This window comes from Vibrio sp. A1-b2 (assembly GCF_021726015.1).
In the GTDB taxonomy this organism is placed as follows: domain Bacteria; phylum Pseudomonadota; class Gammaproteobacteria; order Enterobacterales; family Vibrionaceae; genus Vibrio; species Vibrio diazotrophicus.
Window position 1 is genome coordinate 435,130 of the sequence record NZ_JAKKCI010000002.1, and the last position, 17,162, is coordinate 452,291.

The following is a 17,162-nucleotide window of genomic DNA, read 5'->3' on the forward strand; positions in this document are numbered from 1 at the left end:
TTACGATATTTCACTTATGTGAACAGCACTGAAAAACCCATGAATCAAAATCAGTAAATCAATGAGTTACATGCATATTAGTGATGAATTAATAGTATTTCTGAGATATTTAACACACTTGTAAAATAGAGGAATACCAGTATTAAAAAACATAATTGATAGAAAAAACAAAACCTTTAAATTTGTCAGAGAATAAAGCCCATATGAAACTATTGGAATTACACAATGACTGAATACTTTAAAGGTATAAATAAAATCCAGTTCGAAGGAAAAGATTCGACTAACCCACTAGCATTTCGCCATTATGATGCAAATAAGATGATTCTTGGAAAAAGCATGCAAGAACACCTAAGATTCGCTGTAGCTTACTGGCACAACTTTGGCTGGGGCGGCTCGGATGTTTTTGGTACTGGAACCTTTGAACATGAATGGTTAAAGAGTTCAAACTCAATGGAAGCTGCTTATGTAAAAGCAGACGCTGCATTTGAATTTTTCACAAAACTCGGCGCTCCATACTACTGCTTCCATGATGTTGACGTAGCACCTGAAGGTAATTCACTGAAAGAGTACGTCAATAACTTCCAAACGATGGTCGACGTACTAGAACGCAAACAAGAAGAGACAGGAATCAAACTGTTGTGGGGAACGGCTAACGCATTCTCCAACCCTCGCTATATGGCGGGCGCGGGTTCAAACCCTGATCCGAAAGTATTCGCGTATGCAGCGGCTCAAATCTTCAATGCAATGGGCGCAACTCAACGACTAGGTGGTGAAAACTACGTATTGTGGGGTGGTCGAGAAGGTTATGAAACTCTTCTTAACACCGACCTTCGTCAAGAACGCGAACAACTTGGTCGCTTGATGCAGATGGTGGTTGAACACAAACACAAGATTGGCTTCAAAGGCTCTATTCTTATCGAACCAAAACCTCAAGAACCAACCAAGCATCAGTATGACTATGACACGGCTACCGTTTATGGCTTCCTGAAACAATTTGGATTAGAGAAAGAAATCAAAGTTAACATTGAAGCAAACCACGCAACCCTTGCTGGCCATAGTTTCCAACATGAAGTTGCCACTGCAACATCGCTAGGCGTCTTTGGTTCTATTGATGCAAACCGAGGCGACCCACAACTTGGTTGGGATACAGACCAGTTCCCGAACAGTGTCGAAGAAAACACTTTGGTAATGTATGAAATCTTAAAGGCTGGCGGTTTCACTACCGGTGGCTTCAATTTCGATGCCCGACTACGTCGCCCTTCGACAGATTTAGCAGACTTCTTCCACGGTCATATTGGCGGCATGGATACTATGGCTCTGTCACTAGAGCGTGCGGCAGATATGATTGAAAATGATCTCTTATCTAAGAACATCGCTCAACGCTATGCAGGCTGGAACACGGATCTAGGTAAGAAAATACTTTCTGGTGATATGTCTTTAGAAGCGGTGGCAAACTACGCTGTTGAAAACTCTATTGCTCCAGAAAAAGTATCTGGCCGCCAAGAGTACTTAGAAAACATCGTTAACGGTTTCATTTATAAATAACTGTAACGCCTGATTAAGACGGTCTGAGGTGAATTTTTGCAGCTCAGATTCGTCATCTCATGGTATTTTTTATCAATTCCAATAAGAGAAACCAATTCATGACGGACCAAACAGTAGAACATCCTGAACTGAGCGATGCTGAACGCATTACTCAACTTGACCTTGCCCGAGCTAACTCGCTAAAGCCGATATCGCCTCCACTGGTAAAACACATGTACACGGCAGACCCTTCAGCCCATGTGTTTAATGACCGTATCTACGTCTACCCTTCTCATGACATTGAAACCGATCAGCCACTTAATGATGATGGCGATCATTTTGATATGTCTGACTACCACGTCTTCTCTCTTGATGAATCTTTAGAAGAAGTGACAGACCACGGCCTTGCTTTGGATGTGAAAGATGTAAAGTGGGCAGAACGACAAATGTGGGCGCCCGATGCAGCTGAAAAAGATGGCAAATATTATCTATATTTCCCAGCTAAAAATGCGCAAGGTGTTTTTCATATAGGCGCAGCCGTATCGGATTCTCCAGCAGGTCCTTTCAAAGCAGAAGAAACGCATATTGAAGGCACCTTCAGTATTGACCCTGCGGTATACCAAGACAACCAAGATTACTATTTGTACTTCGGTGGTATTTGGGGAGGACAACTACAACGTTGGACTCAAGGTGAATATGGTGAAGACAACTACCCTGCAGATGACCAAGCTTCTCTAATGCCTAAAATGGCAAAGTTAGCCAAAGATATGGTGAGTTTAGAAGAGCAACCAAGAGACGTGCTAATCGTTGATGGAAACGGTGAGCCGCTAAAAGCAGGTGATACAGAACGTCGCTATTTTGAAGGCCCTTGGGTTCATAAGCATAATAATGTTTACTACCTCTCGTACTCCACGGGAGATACGCACAAGATTGTCTACGCGACAAGTGATTCGCCATATGGACCATTTATATATCAAGGCGTGATTCTTGAACCCGTGCTAGGCTGGACAACTCACCACTCGATTGTTCAGTATCAAGGCAAATGGTACTTGTTCTACCATGACAGCACGTTATCAGGCGGTCAGACTCACTTAAGAAGCATCAAAATGACCGAGCTTCATCACAATGCAGACGGCTCAATCCAAACCATTAAACCTTATCTGGATTAGTTCACTATTAGTGATAACCCTTCACCACTTTCCAGAGTGACTGGTTAAGCTGGAAGTAAAAAGCGAGCCACCAAGGCTCGCTTTATTATGGGTTATCGGTTCGGGTTTAGTTCAAAAATACCTAACGATCACTAATAGCCACTTTACTTGCTAACCCAATAAGCAGAACTCCAGAGACTCCCTCAAGTGCTCGTGAATATCGCTGAGAGTTTGGACGACTAAATACCCAACTACCAACGGAAGCGTATAGAATGTTACACAGCGTAGCTAATGCACTGAACAACGAACCAAGCATTAGTAATTGCATTGATGCAACGCCTGCTGATGTATCGATAAATTGAGGCAAGAATGAAAGGAAAAATAGCGCGACCTTCGGGTTCAAGACACTAACAATAACACCCTGCACAAACACATTTTTATTGCGTTCAACATTCTCACTAACCACCAATTTGCTCTCACCGCGCCACATTGAAATTAGCGACTGAACTCCTAAATAGACTAAGTAAGCAGCGCCCAGCCATTTTACCGCACTAAAGGCGACAGCAGAGCTGAGGATTATTGCAGATAAACCTAAACACGCGGCGAGTGTATGAACAAAGTAGCCCACACCCAACCCCATTGCAGCTTTAAAGCCTGAAGCCAACTTACCTTTCATTGTATTGGAAACGATGTAGATTACGTCTGGTCCAGGTATCATATTGATAGCCAGACAAGCGATCACAAATAGTAACAGTGAATTTAATTCCATTTATTTTCTCCATGTTGAATGCTTTAGAATAACGCCACCTTAAGGTGTTGGATACGCCCCACTAAACTCAAGATATCAACCGCAAATACGTAAGCCGATTTGAACACTAGTTGCTAAGCATTTTCAATCAAACCTAAACGTCTTGTTATGTGCGTTTGGGGAGTGGGTATTTAAGGTTAACCTCTTTGGTTTCGATTTCACGAGGACCTTTAGTGGGGTCATGAAAATACCAAATGTTGAACTTCCTTTCATGTGGCTTGGTATCGTGTAATAAAGAGTCCCACCCCAAATAGCTGGCAATGTTCTCAGCAACTTTCAGTTTCGCAGGGGAACTTGCTTTACCTTGGAATGCACTCATTACAGCTCCGAGCAAAAAATCAGCAATTTGTATTTGTTCTGACTCCTTAGAATCTTTAGTTACCACTGAACGTATAGGTACTTCACCACCGAATTGATTCTTAAGCATACTATTTGCAATTTTATGGAATGCTTCATCAGCTTTCTTATAGCGTGACGGTAAAGGGTCTACTTCAATTCGAAACTCGCATTGCCTCTGAGGGTGGGCTTTATAAACTGCGCCAATTTTGGTTTGAATCAGTTTGGTGAAATGCTTACGCATTGCTAGGTCGTAATCGCCATCATGATACTTTTTATCAACCATACCCTTGCGGATAACAATACAGTGAAAAGCTAACCATTGATGCTTGAAGAACATTTCGATTAGATCTTCATAAAAGTCAGCATAGTGCTTTTTATGAGCTTTTTGCCACTTAATCTCGTTGGTATAGTTATGCTTATCTCTCAACTCTCGAACAATTCGAACGAAGTCTCCTCGTCTTTGGTATTTCATCCATAGCGAACCAAAACCATAATATATCTGACCATCCACGCCCGATTCATCACACGCAACATGCCAGATCAACTTACCGTTTTGCATCTCACCTCCCGTTTACTAATTACTCGAAAGCAAATCCCAGCTTCGGTATAGCATCCCATATCAAACTAAGGACATATTCATCCATTAACAAAAGTTGGTCAATTATTGATAAACAGGTGTGGTGTAAAGCGTGGGCTAGCACACAATCGATACCCGCTTTGCTTCAGGAAAACACTCGCATTTGGCTTGCCCTATCAATTTCTGAGTAGCGTATATACTTGAGGTAAGTAAACTCTATTGAGGAGGTCGATAATGGAAATATATCAACACGGTATGCCGGAGCTATTTAAGCAGCTTGGTTTAGGGCATTCTCCTAAAGAAATCAAAGAGTTCGTGAAGAACCACCGGCATACCCGAGATTCAGCTCCAATACATAAAGCGAGTTTTTGGACAAGGTCACAATCGGATTTTTTGAAACAGGCTATCGAACAAGATGCCGACTGGGCAGAGGTAGTGGATCAGCTCGACATTATGCTGCGAGACTAACTGAATCCTTAATAAATCCGCTAATGTATTCAAAAGCTTATTAATATTCAGAGAACTATTCCTACGCTGCGGGCACAGTTATTCTGTCCCGCAGTTTCGTTTATACAAGTCCACCTCGCGTTAATGTTTTAGGATCAAGATAGTGCTCTAATTCTTCGCGGCTCAAATCGGTTTCTTCTTCCGCGACATCAATGACAGCTCTGCCTTCCTTATAGGCTTTTTTCGCTATTTCGGCTGCTTTCAAATAACCCACCACCGGATTTAACGCGGTAATAAGGATTGGATTTTTGGCAAGAGCCTTATCAATATTTTTCTGACGCACTTTGAACGGCTTAATCGCTTTATCTGCCAATGAAATACATGAATTGGTGAGCAAATGAATCGATTCAAGCAGGTTGTAAGCAATGACGGGCAACATAACATTAAGTTGGAAGTTGCCTGACTGGCCGGCAACTGTAATGGTTGTATCGTTACCTATTACCTGTGCCGAAGCCATTGCCACAGCCTCGGGGATCACTGGGTTTACTTTGCCCGGCATGATTGATGAACCCGGTTGTAAAGCTTCCAGCTCAATTTCACCTAGCCCTGCAAGCGGACCTGAATTCATCCAACGTAAATCATTGGATATTTTCATCAAGGCAACAGCCAGCGTCTTTAACTGACCAGATAGAGAAACAATCGAATCCTGACAGCTCAAATTAAAATAGAAGTTGTCACTTGGCTTAAAGGATAAGCCACTGAGCTGACTTAAGTTATGACAAAAATCTGCAGCAAAGCCTGTATGAGCATTGATACCCGTTCCCACTGCGGTTCCTCCCTGCCCAAGTGCTCTTACCGATTCCAAAGCAGAGGTAATTGACTGCGAAGCATGTTGTATTTGAGCTTCCCAGCCACTTAGTTCCTGACTAAACGTAATTGGCATCGCGTCCATTAGATGCGTTCTGCCCGTTTTAACAATCCCGTTCAGTTCCTTCTGTTTGCTTCTGAGTGTTTCAGCTAAATGAGTGAGTGCCGGAATCAACAATTTCTCACATGTCATGACAGCACTCACTTGAATGGAAGTTGGAATCACATCATTACTGCTCTGCCCCATATTAACGTGGTCGTTGGGGCTTACTTTCTCGTTCAATATTTGGCTTGCCAGAGTCGCCAGTACTTCATTGGCATTCATATTTGTACTGGTGCCAGAACCAGTCTGAAAGACATCAATCGGAAACTGGTCATGATACTGACCATCAATAACGCTTTGCGCAGCTTTGATTATTGCATCAGCGACGTGGCTGTTTAATGTACCTAACTTGGCGTTTGTCTTTGCTGCCGCCTGTTTGATATAAGCTAACGCCACAATCAAGTCTTTAGGCATCTTATGTTCACTGATGTTGAAGTTATCGATGGCTCTTTGTGTTTGAGCCTGATAGAGAGCATCAAAAGGAACTTTAACGTCCCCCATACTATCTTTCTCAATTCGATATTTCTTATTCATAATACATCCTTGAATTAACCTGAAATCGGTTTTTGTATACCGTAATTATAACCGTTGAAATCAGGCCGGATGTTTATTCAGGCAACCTCTGGTATTGCTAAGTTTAATTAAAGAGATATGCCGAAAAGGTGCGATAAACAGTAAAGAGACTCTTCTGAGTCATAAACTCAAAACATCGAGCACTTCAGCTAAACTATTAACCGTTAACACATTTTGGGGAAGGTCAATATTTTCATGAAATCCTGCGAGCCATACTGCTGTCATGCCAGCATTAATAGCTCCAAGAGCGTCTTTTACTGGGTGATCTCCAACGTAAACACATTCATTGGTTTCGAAACCCGCTTGCCTTGTTGTATCCGTAAAAATCAAAGGATCTGGTTTACTGACCCCAAATCCATCTGAACTGACCACTTGAGAAAATAGATGACTAAAAGAAGTCGCGTTGATTGTTACTCTTCGACTTAGATCAGCACCATTTGAAATTACACCTAGATGATATTTTCTGTAACTAAGATAATTAAGCAGGTTTGCAGCCCCATTCATTTCTACAGCACATCTTGGGAAATTGTGCTGCCAATATTGACTTAACTCTTGCGCACTTCTCTTGTTTTTCCATGGTAGTTGAACAGAAAGTTCAGCACCGACAGCTTCAAATATATGACTGTATGGTGAGTTGTCCGATAGGTATCCACCATTATCTTGTTTCTTAATAATGTCACCCACCTGAAGTGCGTTGATTCTACTAAGATCTGACGAAAACCGTTGAACAAAACAACTAACAAACCGATCAATACTGGCATCCCTATTTACCAGTGTGTTGTCTAAGTCAAAATATATGGCTTTAATCATTCGAGTTTCCAACTAGTGAAAGCTTTCCGACTTTACGGCTACAACATTAAGCTTTTGTGTAACATCTAGCTTCGTTCACCGCTATACGTGCACTATGCCGTTTTGTTTTGAGTAAATAGTGTCATTGGATTTATGTAACTTCGAATAGAGAAAATGTAAGTCACCAAAGGGGAGCGGCTAATTTAGTGATGCACAGAAAAGCTGACTAGATGAATGCAATGGAAACGTCCCCAAGATACATAGACCGTGGGGACGTTTAGTTTTAACAGCAGCTATTCGGGCAATTTTAGTTCATATCTTCGAACTAAAATTAGAAAGAGCCTTGGGTTGCATTGGCGTTGCTATCAAGTTGGTTATTACCCCCTGATTGCCAAACTACGTTCAACTCAGGATTGGTTTCATCCCTTTTTAGACACTTCCACTCGATGTTTTGCGCTGCTGGTACATCAATGGTTGCGCTCCAAGTTGGATACTGCGCAGGGTCGAGTTTAACCGCGCCTGCCGGAGCCCAACCGCCTAACTGTGCAGCACTGCCAACGGCATAAACACTTTGACCAAGATTGGTGTAGCCGTTGTAGCAAGTGAACGCGACGGTTTTGAATGTTGGGTCGACGCTACCACCACTACCATGCAGCACCACCGCTTGGTTTTGGGCTAACTGGAAAGTCGCCTCGCCACCGCTCACGCTTACAATGTCATCACCAATTAAACTGGTGTGGCTGCCATCACTAAGTGCCAAATTACCTACCGTTACTGATGTTACTGAGCCGCGATTGAGTGCGACAGTCACAACATCTTCTCCTTCTTGGCGCTCATAGACCAACACATCGTCATCAACCCATCGCTGCGTGTAGCTACCGCGTTGAATCGCTAGACTATTTTGGCGTAGATCAGTCAAAGCTTGGATGATCTTAAACGCTTGTGTGTCTTGGCTAAAGCTTGGCATTTTCTCACGGTTGTACGGGTCACTGCCTACTTGACCAAAAGCGTTCTGGGTAAAGTCTGCCGAATAGTGTTCGGTACCGTAGTAAATGGCTGGGATACCACGTACTGTCATAGTCGCCACTAGCCCTAAATTAACACGCTGCTGGGCAAACGCTTCACTCTGGTTGCCGCCCGCCTCGTTGTTACCGGGGCCAAACGTAGAAGCGCTAGAACGCAACGCAGTTGAGATACGCGCCATATCGTGGTTATCCATAAACACCACTTGCCAATCGTCAGTGGTGAAAACTGATTTTCGCGTTTCCAAGTAGCTATTTAGCGTTTTCATACTATTGCCAGCACGGTTGGCCAACACTCGCTCTAAAGTGTCGCGAAAACCGAAGTCAAGCAGCGCTGAACCGGAAGTGTTAGCGTAATCTATCGCGTAACCGTCGATACCCGTGGTGGTATTGGCGCTGGCACCAAACCATTCTCCAAAAAAGTAAAAGCCATCACGACCAAGGCTCTTACTGTAGTCATAGATGTCCGTCGTCCATTGCTGAATAAAAGACTTATCCATATGCTTGATCGCATCAATTCTTATCGCATCTACCCCTGCATCGATCCAAAACTTAGAGCCATCGAGCAAGTATTGATACACATTGGTATTCGATTGGTTAAAGTCAGAAAGGTTGAACAAATTAAAATTGCGTACTTGATACCAATCGTTCCAGTTGGTCACACCACCATTGTGGTGATACCAGTCAGTGCCTGCCGCGACATCGCTGTTGTAGTCAGTGATAAACTGCCCATCACGATATAAAGCGCCGTATTCGTTTTCATCGTTCCCATTGGAATGGTTAGGAGCATAGTCGAGAACCAGCTTCATGTTGTATTCTGCGCTGTGCATTTTGCTGGTCAGTTCTTTGAAATCATCCAAGGTGCCGAAGTGCTCATCCACACGGAAGAAATCACGTCCCCAGTAACCGTGATAACCAGCCCCGCCATTGGCATCGATATTGTCGGCGTTATCCACTGGCGGAGTAATCCAAATCGCGGTTACACCAAGTGATTTTAAATACGGCAGTTTGTCAATTAGGCCACGAAGGTCTCCCCCAACATACTTTTTCAAGTTGTTCGGATCGTAAGTTGCTGGATTGTGGCCCGTGTTGTTGCTTACATCTCCATCGCTGAAACGATCAAGAAAAACAAAGTAAATCGTTTCTTTGCGAAAATCGAGATAAGTGCCAGTTTCCGTATCAGCACTGGTCGCAGCGAAAGTTGTTGGGCTAAACATCAGTCCATTTGCGGCAATAGCAGCCAGCAGCGCACTGCAAAGCAAAGTGCGTTTTTTCATTGGAGACTCCCCCGTGGTTTGTGAAAATTAACCGGGATTCATTCCCGGTTGTTGGTTAAGTTCTTTTCACTGTAGAAATCGAAGATATGACAGAAGGCAGTGTTGAGATTGAAGCGCATCGGCTTGCCAATATCTGCGGTTGTGATGGTTTGATCATTAACGCGCGCTATCACTTCTTTCCCGCCTACTTTGAAGTAGAGGTACTTCTCATTCCCCATATTTTCCACCACCGTCAAAACACCTTCAAAGGCGTTAATGGTGTCGCCAGCGTCAGCAACACCAATGTGTTCTGGGCGAATGCCGAAGCACACTGGTTTATCCACGTATTCTCTCAATGCTTCCTGTTTTTCCACTGGAATAAACATGCGAATACCCGAGCCAATTTCGATGTAAAGCTGTCCGTTTTCTTCTCGGATCACGGTATCAATCAAATTCATCGCGGGTGAGCCGATAAAACTCGCCACAAACTTGTTGGCTGGGTAGTTGTAGAGGTTAGTAGGCGTATCCACCTGCATGATTTTGCCTTGATTAAGTACGCAGATGCGATCGCCAAGCGTCAAAGCCTCGGTTTGATCGTGCGTGACGTAAATCATGGTGGCGGGAGTACCTTCTTCTTTCAATGATTGGTGTAACTGAGCAATTTTAACTCGCATCGACACACGCAATTTGGCATCAAGGTTCGATAACGGCTCATCAAACAGGAACACTTCAGGCTTACGCACAATGGCACGTCCAACAGCCACACGCTGACGCTGACCTCCGGACATTTCCTTCGGCTTACGATGCAGCAGTTCCTTGATCTCCAGTTTTTCCGCTGCCTCTTCGACACGACGCTTAATCTCATCTTTCGGCCGCTTTTGCATTTTCAGGCCAAACGCCATGTTGTCGAACACGGTTTTGTGTGGGTAGAGCGCATAGTTCTGAAATACCATCGCAATGCCGCGATCTTTCGGCGGTAAGTCATTCACCACTCTGTTGCCAATGAGAATCTCGCCACCAGTGATACTTTCCAGACCAGCAATCATGCGCAAGGTGGTTGATTTCGCGCAACCCGACGGTCCGACAAACACCATAAATTCGCCTTCGCGAATATCCAAATCGATGCCATGGACAGCTTTAAAACCGTTGTCATATTTTTTTTCTACTTTACGCAAACTAACCGTCGCCATGAATCTCTCCACTTACCAAAAGGGTATAAAAATGATCCTCAATTTACCGAGGCAGACTGGTTGGCAATCTGTCTGGGTAAATCAGGCAGCCGAATACCGTTGCGGCTGCCAACTGTATGTGTTCTTAACTACTTACATTCACTAACCATGGCAAATAGTGGTGCTTTGTCTGGCGCAAGCTGAATGGTCCACACATACTTGCCATCTTTAGGCAAACTCACTACGGTGTTTTTCGCAAATCCACCACGTTTTAACTCATTCACTTGTCCCACGGTCATCGACATACCTGCTGCTGTAAACTGAGGTGTCCAGCTCATCGTGGCAAATTGCAAACTGACATTGCCCGCTTGTTCGTCCGAGACCACTTGATAAATTCCATCGCCTTTGTAACCCATTTTGTGAGTATCTAGGTGAATCCACTGACCTTCAGGGAAGGTGCCTACCACAAACAGTGACGGCTTGATTGGACCACGGTCGTCTTCTAGCGTCGGTAAGTTACAGTCAGAAAAACGTGCATCGGCATTGGTCGCAGCAGACTGAGATTGTTCAGTGGTGCTGGCACAACCTGCCAGTAAAGCTGTTGCGGTCGCAGCAATCAAAAGTGTATGTTTCATAACAAATCCTTGATTATTTCGTTCTCGTTTCATCCAGCGGAGACCGGCTTGCCTGCTCCGCGTGTCGGTTAATTCGCTTGTTAGGCCGATCTCTTTTCAAACAGTCGCGCAAGCCAGCGCTTTTGCTCTGGTTGCGACGTTTTCAATTGCTCATAGTGCTGAGTCAGTTTGTTCAGCACCGCAAGATTACGGTAATACGCTTTGGACTCTTTAGCTGGGTAACCAAACAGATCGCTACCTGGAGGGCAAGAGTGGCTCACGCCTGACTTGGCCTTAATCACCGAGTGGCTACCGATATTAATGTGTCCAGCAGTGCCAACTTGTCCATGTACCACTACGTGATCGCCCAGCACGGTGTGTCCGGCGAAGCCACATTGAGAGATGATCAAACAATGTTTACCAATGCGGCAGTCGTGACCAATTTGCACTTGATTGTCTATTTTGCTGCCTTTACCAATTACAGTGTCACCTAGAGTGCCGCGGTCAATGGTGTTGTTACAGCCAATCTCGACATCATCCTCAATAATGACTCGACCAATACTTTCCACACGTTGATAGCTGCCATCTTTGCCAGACATATATTCAAAGCTGTAGTTACCAATCGAGTTATTGGAATCGATAATGACGTTATTGCCGATCACAGTTCCTTCTTTGATCACAGTATTGGCATGAATTGCTACATTGTTGCCAATCGTCACGCCATTCATGATGCGTACTCCGGGCATGAAATGGCAGTTCTGCCCGATCTGACAATGTTTGCCAATGTAAACTCCATCAACGGTCGAGGTGTTTCCTTGGTCAAACAGTTGGTATTTATGCACTTTGTAATAGCGCAATAGCTGGTTGATTTTCTCTACATCTAAATGATCAATCACAATGTGTGCTTTGGCGGGGCTTTGCAAAATCGCCGCAGGCCCCACCAGCACTTCCGCTGAGGTTTCAGAAAGCTGTTTAAGATCAGATCGGGCAAACACAACGGCGAGTCCACCCTCTACATCACTGACAACAGGACGTATGGTGTCCACCACTAGTGAGCCATCCCCCTCAATTCGACCTGATAAACTTTGTGCAATTTCTGAAACACTCAGCATGTTGACCTCTTAACTCGGGTTAGAAACGGTATAAAGCTTGAAGATAAACCGTGTGCTGTTTTAGCTCACTCTCATTCTTCGCTTCCCATCCAGCCAGTTTACTTTTTTCTTCTACTTCATTCGCGTACTCATACTCGCCTTTTAGCAACCAGCTATCACCAACTGCTTGTTCATAACCCAAGGTTGCTTTACGAATGTCTTTGAAGTAATCGATGTCAGCATTTCCACCGCCACTGTTAGAAGCATTGCGAGTTTCGTTTTCACCAACACGAATACGCGCATAAAGCACACCGGCATCATCAAAGCTATATTGCACAATAGGTTCGATATATTTCTCAGTGAAATCACTGATTTCATTGATACCACCGTTGGCTTGGTGATCTTCATTGTCTTTGATTTGGTAGTACAACTCGACACCCAACTCCCAGCTGCCAAAGCGCTTATAAGGCTTGAAGAGTAAGCTATAACCTTCTTCAGTACGCTCACCCCATTCGCTTTTGTCTTCTGCACTATAGAGATACTCTAGGTTTGAATAGAAACCCCAGTTGTTCTCGTTGCTATAGTAAGTCAGATAAGGGCGGAAGCTGTGCTCTGCAAGCGATTTACGCAGGCCGCTAACATAAGGTGAAAAGACTTTACTACGCGTATATTCCAGCTCGTATATGGCACCAGTTGCCCAACCATTGCCTAAATCAAAGCCTTTGTTGAGTGAGAAAAGTTGCTTAATGCCGTCTTCATTTTCGAAGTAGCTTGGCTCTTTTTGCTCACGGTTTTCCAGTTTAAGACCATACAGTGCACTAAGATTCCAACGGGCATTGTTGTAGTACACGCCAAACACTTCATGGGTTGTTGTACGCTCCTTTTTCTTGGTGCCGTTGAAACCATCAGTCACTTTGTCTTCGTATTCGAGTGAAGTACCGACATGGCCACCAAACTGCATTGCTTCGTCAAGGAAACCAACATCGGCATCCATGCCACGCTCACTAGCTGCTAGTGTAGGGAAAGATAAAGCAAGCGCCGCCGCTACGGAGACGGAAATTAACGTTCTTTTCACGATAGGTCCTTATCAACCTCTTGGTTGTAAATCGTAGATATAATTAAAATGAATATTTAGTAGTTCACTGTGAACGCCTATCTATTCTTCTGTATGTTGATTTGTTTTTCCTCCTCCCATTTTTTCAAATGAGACCCCCATCACTCTCACCACCTCATTTGAATGACATTCGTCACATTTTTATATTTAACAGATAAGGACGCATTCAGTTTGTGTACACTTTTTGCTCTTGATAAAACCTGTTACTCACACCTCTTAGATAACTACACCAAGCCTAGTCCACACCGATATTTATTGATGAACATCACACTTGAACTCAAAGTTCGATGGATAGTAGTTGACTTAAAATAAGGCGGATTTAACCTAGTAGTATATTATGAACTACTACAGAGCTATCACGATGAAAAAGACATGGATAAAAGCAGCGCTACTCGCTACGTTCGTTAGTCTGCCAACAGTTACATTCGCTGAAGATATTCAGCCGGAGCCCGGCTCAGACCTGCTGATCTGGACGGATACCACTACGCTGGATTACATGAAGTACGCAGCAGAGTCGTTCAACCAAGATTTCGGTTACAAGGTGAAGTTCTCATTTCGTGGTTTAGCTCCAATCGACTCAGCATCACGCATGATTCAAGATGGTGGCTCAGCTCGAGTTGCTGACATCGCTGAAATCGAACACGATTTACTTGGTCGTTTGGTTGTTGCTGGCGGCGCGATGGAAAACCTCGTGTCAGCAGAGCGCATTCAATCGACGTTCTTGCCGAATGCCACCTCGGCGGCCAAATACGCTGAAACCAGCTATGGTTTTCCGGTCAGCTACGCGACTTTAGCGCTGTTCTACAACAAAGATCTGCTGCCAAACGCGCCCAAAACCTTTGAAGAAATCATCGATTTTGGCAAAAGCTTTAATAATGCCAAAGAGAACAAATACGCACTGCTTTGGGATATTCAGAATTACTACGAATCACGCATGTTCTTGACGCTTTATGGCGCGTATGAATTTGGTAAAGGTGGTACTGATGCCAAAGATCTTGGCATTAATTCACCACTTGCTCAGCAAGGCATGTCGGCGATGAAAACGCTGAAAGCGGCGAACAACTCCAATCCGGTCGATATGCGTAACCCTCAGGTGCGCCGTGGCTTGTTTGGTGAAGGTAAAGTTGCCGCTATCATTGATGGTCCTTGGGCTATTCAGGGTTATGACAACAGCGGGGTAAATTTTGGCGTAGTTCCTATTCCGACTTTCGAAGGTAAACAACCGCGAACATTCTCAACCGTACGTCTGGCTGTTGTATCAGCATATAGCGAGTACCCAAAGGCGGCGCAGCTGTTTGCTGACTACCTCTCTTCAGAAAAGATGTTGATGAAACGCTATGAGATGACCAAATCCATTCCACCAGTACAGGACTTGATGGAAAAAATCATTGTCGATGCGGATGAAGCAACCTACGCAATTATCGCTCAAGGCTTCCATTCAGACGCAATGCCATCAATTCCAGAGATGGGTTACTTATGGTCTCCAATGGCCAGCGCCATCACCGCAATGTGGGTCAATGATCAATCGCCAAAACAGGTACTTGATCACGCCAAAGCGATCATTGAAGAGCAGATCGCGTTTCAGGAGTAGTTATGTTGTTGTCGCAAACTGTCAAAGCGCCGAAAGTGCCAGCCTCCTTGTTTATCATGGGGGCAACACAACTGGCGCATAAACATTGGGTAACAGGCGGGGTTTTCCTCGCCATCCAATGCCTTTTTATTATCTTCTTGCCTGATTTGGCTACCGCGATCAAAGGGCTAGTGTCACTTGGCGACGTGGCACAAACTCGCCAAGGCTTTAAAGTAATTCAAGGGGACAACTCTATCTTTTTGCTGGTGGAAGGGGTAATAGCCGTTTTGTTCCTTTTCCTGGCAATTATCGCGTACGTAACGAATGTTCGACAGTCGCAACATTGCGAGCTTTGCAGATTGAACCTGCGTCAGCAATTCAAAGCAATCTACGACGAGAAATTTGCCTTTATCGTTTTGTCGCCTGCGTTTATTGCCAGTATCGCTTTCATTATCATGCCTATTGCGATCACTGTGTTGGTCTCTTTCACCAACTACTCGGCACCGCACCATATTCCACCGAAAAATCTGGTCGACTGGGTAGGATTTAAAAACTTCCTGACTCTGTTTGAGCTGAAAATATGGTCGAGCACCTTTATTGGCGTGGCGACTTGGACCGTCACTTGGGCAATTGCAGCAACTGTTTGTACCTGCGGCTTTGGTTTTGTTCTCGCTTTGGCACTGGAAAATCGCAATATCAAAGCGAAGAAGTTGTGGCGTTTTGTCTTTATCTTGCCTTATGCCATTCCGGCGTTTGTTACCTTGCTGATGTTTCGCTTGCTACTCAACGGCATAGGTCCGGTCAACGCCACACTTAATGCTTGGGGGTTCGAATCGGTCGCTTTTCTATCTGATCCGCATATCGCAAAACTGGCAGTCATTGCCGTGAGTGTTTGGGTCGGCGCACCTTACTTTATGTTGCTGATTTCCGGTGCATTAACCAATATTCCTCGTGATCTATACGAAGCAAGTGAAGTGGATGGCGCGAGTAAATTCCAGCAGTTTCGAGAGATCACGCTACCGATGGTTTTGCATCAAGTCGCACCTTCTCTGGTGATGACGTTTGCCCACAACTTTAACAACTTCGGTGCAATTTTCTTACTCACTGGTGGCGGGCCAATCAATCCGGAATATCGTTTCGCAGGTCATACCGACATTCTAATCACTTGGATTTACAAACTGACGCTGGACTTCCAGCAATACCAAATCGCTTCGGTGATTTCGATTGTTATTTTCTTGTTCTTGTCTGGCATTGCTATCTGGCAGTTCCGCCGTATGAAATCCTTTAAAGACGATGTAGGAATGTAATCATGGATAAACTACTCAGCAAACTGGCAACCGTCATCGTCTATCTGTTCCTCGCAGCCAACGCAATTATAGTGCTTGGGCCTGTAATCTGGACGGTGCTCGCCTCTTTTAAGCCCGGCAACAACCTGTTTAGCTCCTCATTTGGCGAGTTCGCATTTACGCTGGATCACTACAAAGCACTGTTTAACGACACGCCTTATTTGCAGTGGTACAAAAACACTTTTCTACTCGCCACTGCGAATATGTTGATCTCACTTGTGGTGGTCACCATGACGGCATTTGTCTTTTCCCGTTACCGTTTTCAGGGGAAACGCAATGTATTGATGAGCATCTTGGTACTTCAGATGTTTCCAGCCTTTTTGTCGATGACAGCTATTTATATCTTGCTGTCGAAAATGGGCTTAATTGATACCTATATCGGCTTGTTGTTTGTCTATATTACTGGCTCGCTACCGTTTATGACTTGGCTGGTGAAAGGCTACTTTGACGCCATTCCTACATCGCTGGATGAAGCGGCGAAAATTGATGGCGCAGGCCATATGACCATCTTCCTAGAGATCATCTTGCCACTGGCCAGACCCATTTTAGTGTTTGTTGCCTTGGTCTCATTTACTGGGCCATGGATGGATTTCATCCTTCCGACGCTGATTTTACGCAGTGAAGAGAAAATGACCTTAGCGATCGGTATCTTCAGTTGGATCACATCTAACTCAGCGGAGAACTTCACCCTATTTGCCGCTGGCTCTCTGTTAGTCGCCATACCGATTACCTTGCTGTTTGTCGCCACACAAAAACACATTACAACTGGCTTAGTCAGTGGCGCAGTAAAAGAATAATTATTAGG

The 17,162-nt window shown here is 44.4% G+C and carries 15 protein-coding genes; 6 read left to right on the plus strand and 9 right to left on the minus strand.

Features of this window, described 5'->3' with window-relative positions:
* Positions 1 to 225 precede the first annotated feature (225 nt).
* Complete coding sequence (gene xylA / locus L3V23_RS06750; RefSeq protein ID WP_042481506.1) at positions 226 to 1,545, plus strand: xylose isomerase; 1,320 nt, start codon at positions 226 to 228, stop codon at positions 1,543 to 1,545.
* 98 nt (positions 1,546 to 1,643) lie between these two features.
* A complete protein-coding gene (locus L3V23_RS06755) occupies positions 1,644 to 2,693 on the plus strand; it encodes a glycoside hydrolase family 43 protein (RefSeq protein ID WP_102962156.1) in 1,050 nt (349 codons plus the stop codon).
* 121 nt (positions 2,694 to 2,814) lie between these two features.
* Here L3V23_RS06755 and L3V23_RS06760 read toward each other — a convergent pair whose 3' ends face one another.
* Positions 2,815 to 3,441: a LysE family translocator gene (locus tag L3V23_RS06760; protein WP_237292107.1), complete on the minus strand. Its 627-nt coding sequence runs from the start codon at positions 3,439 to 3,441 to the stop codon at positions 2,815 to 2,817.
* Positions 3,442 to 3,586: 145 nt separating this feature from the next.
* The gene (locus tag L3V23_RS06765; RefSeq protein WP_237292108.1) at positions 3,587 to 4,378 is read right to left on the minus strand and encodes a DUF3800 domain-containing protein; all 792 of its coding nucleotides are present in this window, start codon (positions 4,376 to 4,378) and stop codon (positions 3,587 to 3,589) included.
* A gap of 252 nt (positions 4,379 to 4,630) precedes the next feature.
* Between L3V23_RS06765 and L3V23_RS06770 the strand changes: the two genes are divergently transcribed.
* Positions 4,631 to 4,864 carry a DUF2789 domain-containing protein gene (locus L3V23_RS06770; protein ID WP_040903696.1) on the plus strand — a complete coding sequence of 78 codons (234 nt, stop codon included), beginning with the start codon at positions 4,631 to 4,633 and terminating at the stop codon, positions 4,862 to 4,864.
* Positions 4,865 to 4,964: 100 nt separating this feature from the next.
* On the opposite strand, the gene L3V23_RS06775 is transcribed toward L3V23_RS06770, so the two are convergent.
* From L3V23_RS06775 to L3V23_RS06805, 7 genes are all read right to left on the minus strand, one after another.
* Complete coding sequence (locus tag L3V23_RS06775) at positions 4,965 to 6,347, minus strand: class II fumarate hydratase (RefSeq protein ID WP_237292109.1); 1,383 nt, start codon at positions 6,345 to 6,347, stop codon at positions 4,965 to 4,967.
* 159 nt (positions 6,348 to 6,506) lie between these two features.
* On the minus strand, positions 6,507 to 7,196 hold the full coding sequence (locus tag L3V23_RS06780; protein WP_102965723.1) for an HAD family hydrolase: 690 nt from the start codon (positions 7,194 to 7,196) through the stop codon (positions 6,507 to 6,509).
* Positions 7,197 to 7,506: 310 nt separating this feature from the next.
* Entirely contained in the window at positions 7,507 to 9,474 is a 1,968-nt protein-coding gene (locus tag L3V23_RS06785) for an alpha-amylase family glycosyl hydrolase (RefSeq protein WP_237292110.1), read from the minus strand.
* 38 nt (positions 9,475 to 9,512) lie between these two features.
* Positions 9,513 to 10,643 (minus strand): sn-glycerol-3-phosphate ABC transporter ATP-binding protein UgpC, encoded by a 1,131-nt coding sequence (gene ugpC, locus L3V23_RS06790; protein WP_237292111.1) that lies wholly within the window; start codon positions 10,641 to 10,643, stop codon positions 9,513 to 9,515.
* 128 nt (positions 10,644 to 10,771) lie between these two features.
* Complete coding sequence (locus L3V23_RS06795) at positions 10,772 to 11,257, minus strand: glycosidase (RefSeq protein ID WP_042481530.1); 486 nt, start codon at positions 11,255 to 11,257, stop codon at positions 10,772 to 10,774.
* 80 nt (positions 11,258 to 11,337) lie between these two features.
* Positions 11,338 to 12,348, minus strand: a complete 1,011-nt coding sequence (gene lpxD / locus L3V23_RS06800; protein WP_102965720.1) for a UDP-3-O-(3-hydroxymyristoyl)glucosamine N-acyltransferase — start codon at positions 12,346 to 12,348, stop codon at positions 11,338 to 11,340.
* 19 nt (positions 12,349 to 12,367) lie between these two features.
* Positions 12,368 to 13,402: a porin gene (locus tag L3V23_RS06805; RefSeq protein WP_102985748.1), complete on the minus strand. Its 1,035-nt coding sequence runs from the start codon at positions 13,400 to 13,402 to the stop codon at positions 12,368 to 12,370.
* A gap of 400 nt (positions 13,403 to 13,802) precedes the next feature.
* Here L3V23_RS06805 and L3V23_RS06810 point away from each other — a divergent pair, with 400 nt between their 5' ends.
* From L3V23_RS06810 to L3V23_RS06820, 3 genes are read left to right on the plus strand one after another with little or no spacing between them, the layout of a single operon-like run.
* Entirely contained in the window at positions 13,803 to 15,032 is a 1,230-nt protein-coding gene (locus L3V23_RS06810) for a maltose ABC transporter substrate-binding protein (RefSeq protein WP_042481632.1), read from the plus strand.
* Positions 15,033 to 15,034: 2 nt separating this feature from the next.
* Entirely contained in the window at positions 15,035 to 16,318 is a 1,284-nt protein-coding gene (locus L3V23_RS06815; RefSeq protein WP_237292112.1) for a sugar ABC transporter permease, read from the plus strand.
* Between the two features lie 2 nt (positions 16,319 to 16,320).
* Positions 16,321 to 17,154: a sugar ABC transporter permease gene (locus tag L3V23_RS06820; RefSeq protein WP_237292113.1), complete on the plus strand. Its 834-nt coding sequence runs from the start codon at positions 16,321 to 16,323 to the stop codon at positions 17,152 to 17,154.
* The last annotated feature ends 8 nt before the right edge of the window (positions 17,155 to 17,162 follow it).

Bases quoted from the DNA above. Each gene is read 5' to 3' on its own strand.
- xylA (WP_042481506.1), top strand. From the start codon at position 226: ATGACTGAATACTTTAAAGGTATAAATAAAATCCAGTTCGAAGGAAAA.
- L3V23_RS06755 (WP_102962156.1), top strand. From the start codon at position 1,644: ATGACGGACCAAACAGTAGAACATCCTGAACTGAGCGATGCTGAACGC.
- L3V23_RS06760 (WP_237292107.1), bottom strand. From the start codon at position 3,441: ATGGAATTAAATTCACTGTTACTATTTGTGATCGCTTGTCTGGCTATC.
- L3V23_RS06765 (WP_237292108.1), bottom strand. From the start codon at position 4,378: ATGCAAAACGGTAAGTTGATCTGGCATGTTGCGTGTGATGAATCGGGC.
- L3V23_RS06770 (WP_040903696.1), top strand. From the start codon at position 4,631: ATGGAAATATATCAACACGGTATGCCGGAGCTATTTAAGCAGCTTGGT.
- L3V23_RS06775 (WP_237292109.1), bottom strand. From the start codon at position 6,347: ATGAATAAGAAATATCGAATTGAGAAAGATAGTATGGGGGACGTTAAA.
- L3V23_RS06780 (WP_102965723.1), bottom strand. From the start codon at position 7,196: ATGATTAAAGCCATATATTTTGACTTAGACAACACACTGGTAAATAGG.
- L3V23_RS06785 (WP_237292110.1), bottom strand. From the start codon at position 9,474: ATGAAAAAACGCACTTTGCTTTGCAGTGCGCTGCTGGCTGCTATTGCC.
- ugpC (WP_237292111.1), bottom strand. From the start codon at position 10,643: ATGGCGACGGTTAGTTTGCGTAAAGTAGAAAAAAAATATGACAACGGT.
- L3V23_RS06795 (WP_042481530.1), bottom strand. From the start codon at position 11,257: ATGAAACATACACTTTTGATTGCTGCGACCGCAACAGCTTTACTGGCA.
- lpxD (WP_102965720.1), bottom strand. From the start codon at position 12,348: ATGCTGAGTGTTTCAGAAATTGCACAAAGTTTATCAGGTCGAATTGAG.
- L3V23_RS06810 (WP_042481632.1), top strand. From the start codon at position 13,803: ATGAAAAAGACATGGATAAAAGCAGCGCTACTCGCTACGTTCGTTAGT.
- L3V23_RS06815 (WP_237292112.1), top strand. From the start codon at position 15,035: ATGTTGTTGTCGCAAACTGTCAAAGCGCCGAAAGTGCCAGCCTCCTTG.
- L3V23_RS06820 (WP_237292113.1), top strand. From the start codon at position 16,321: ATGGATAAACTACTCAGCAAACTGGCAACCGTCATCGTCTATCTGTTC.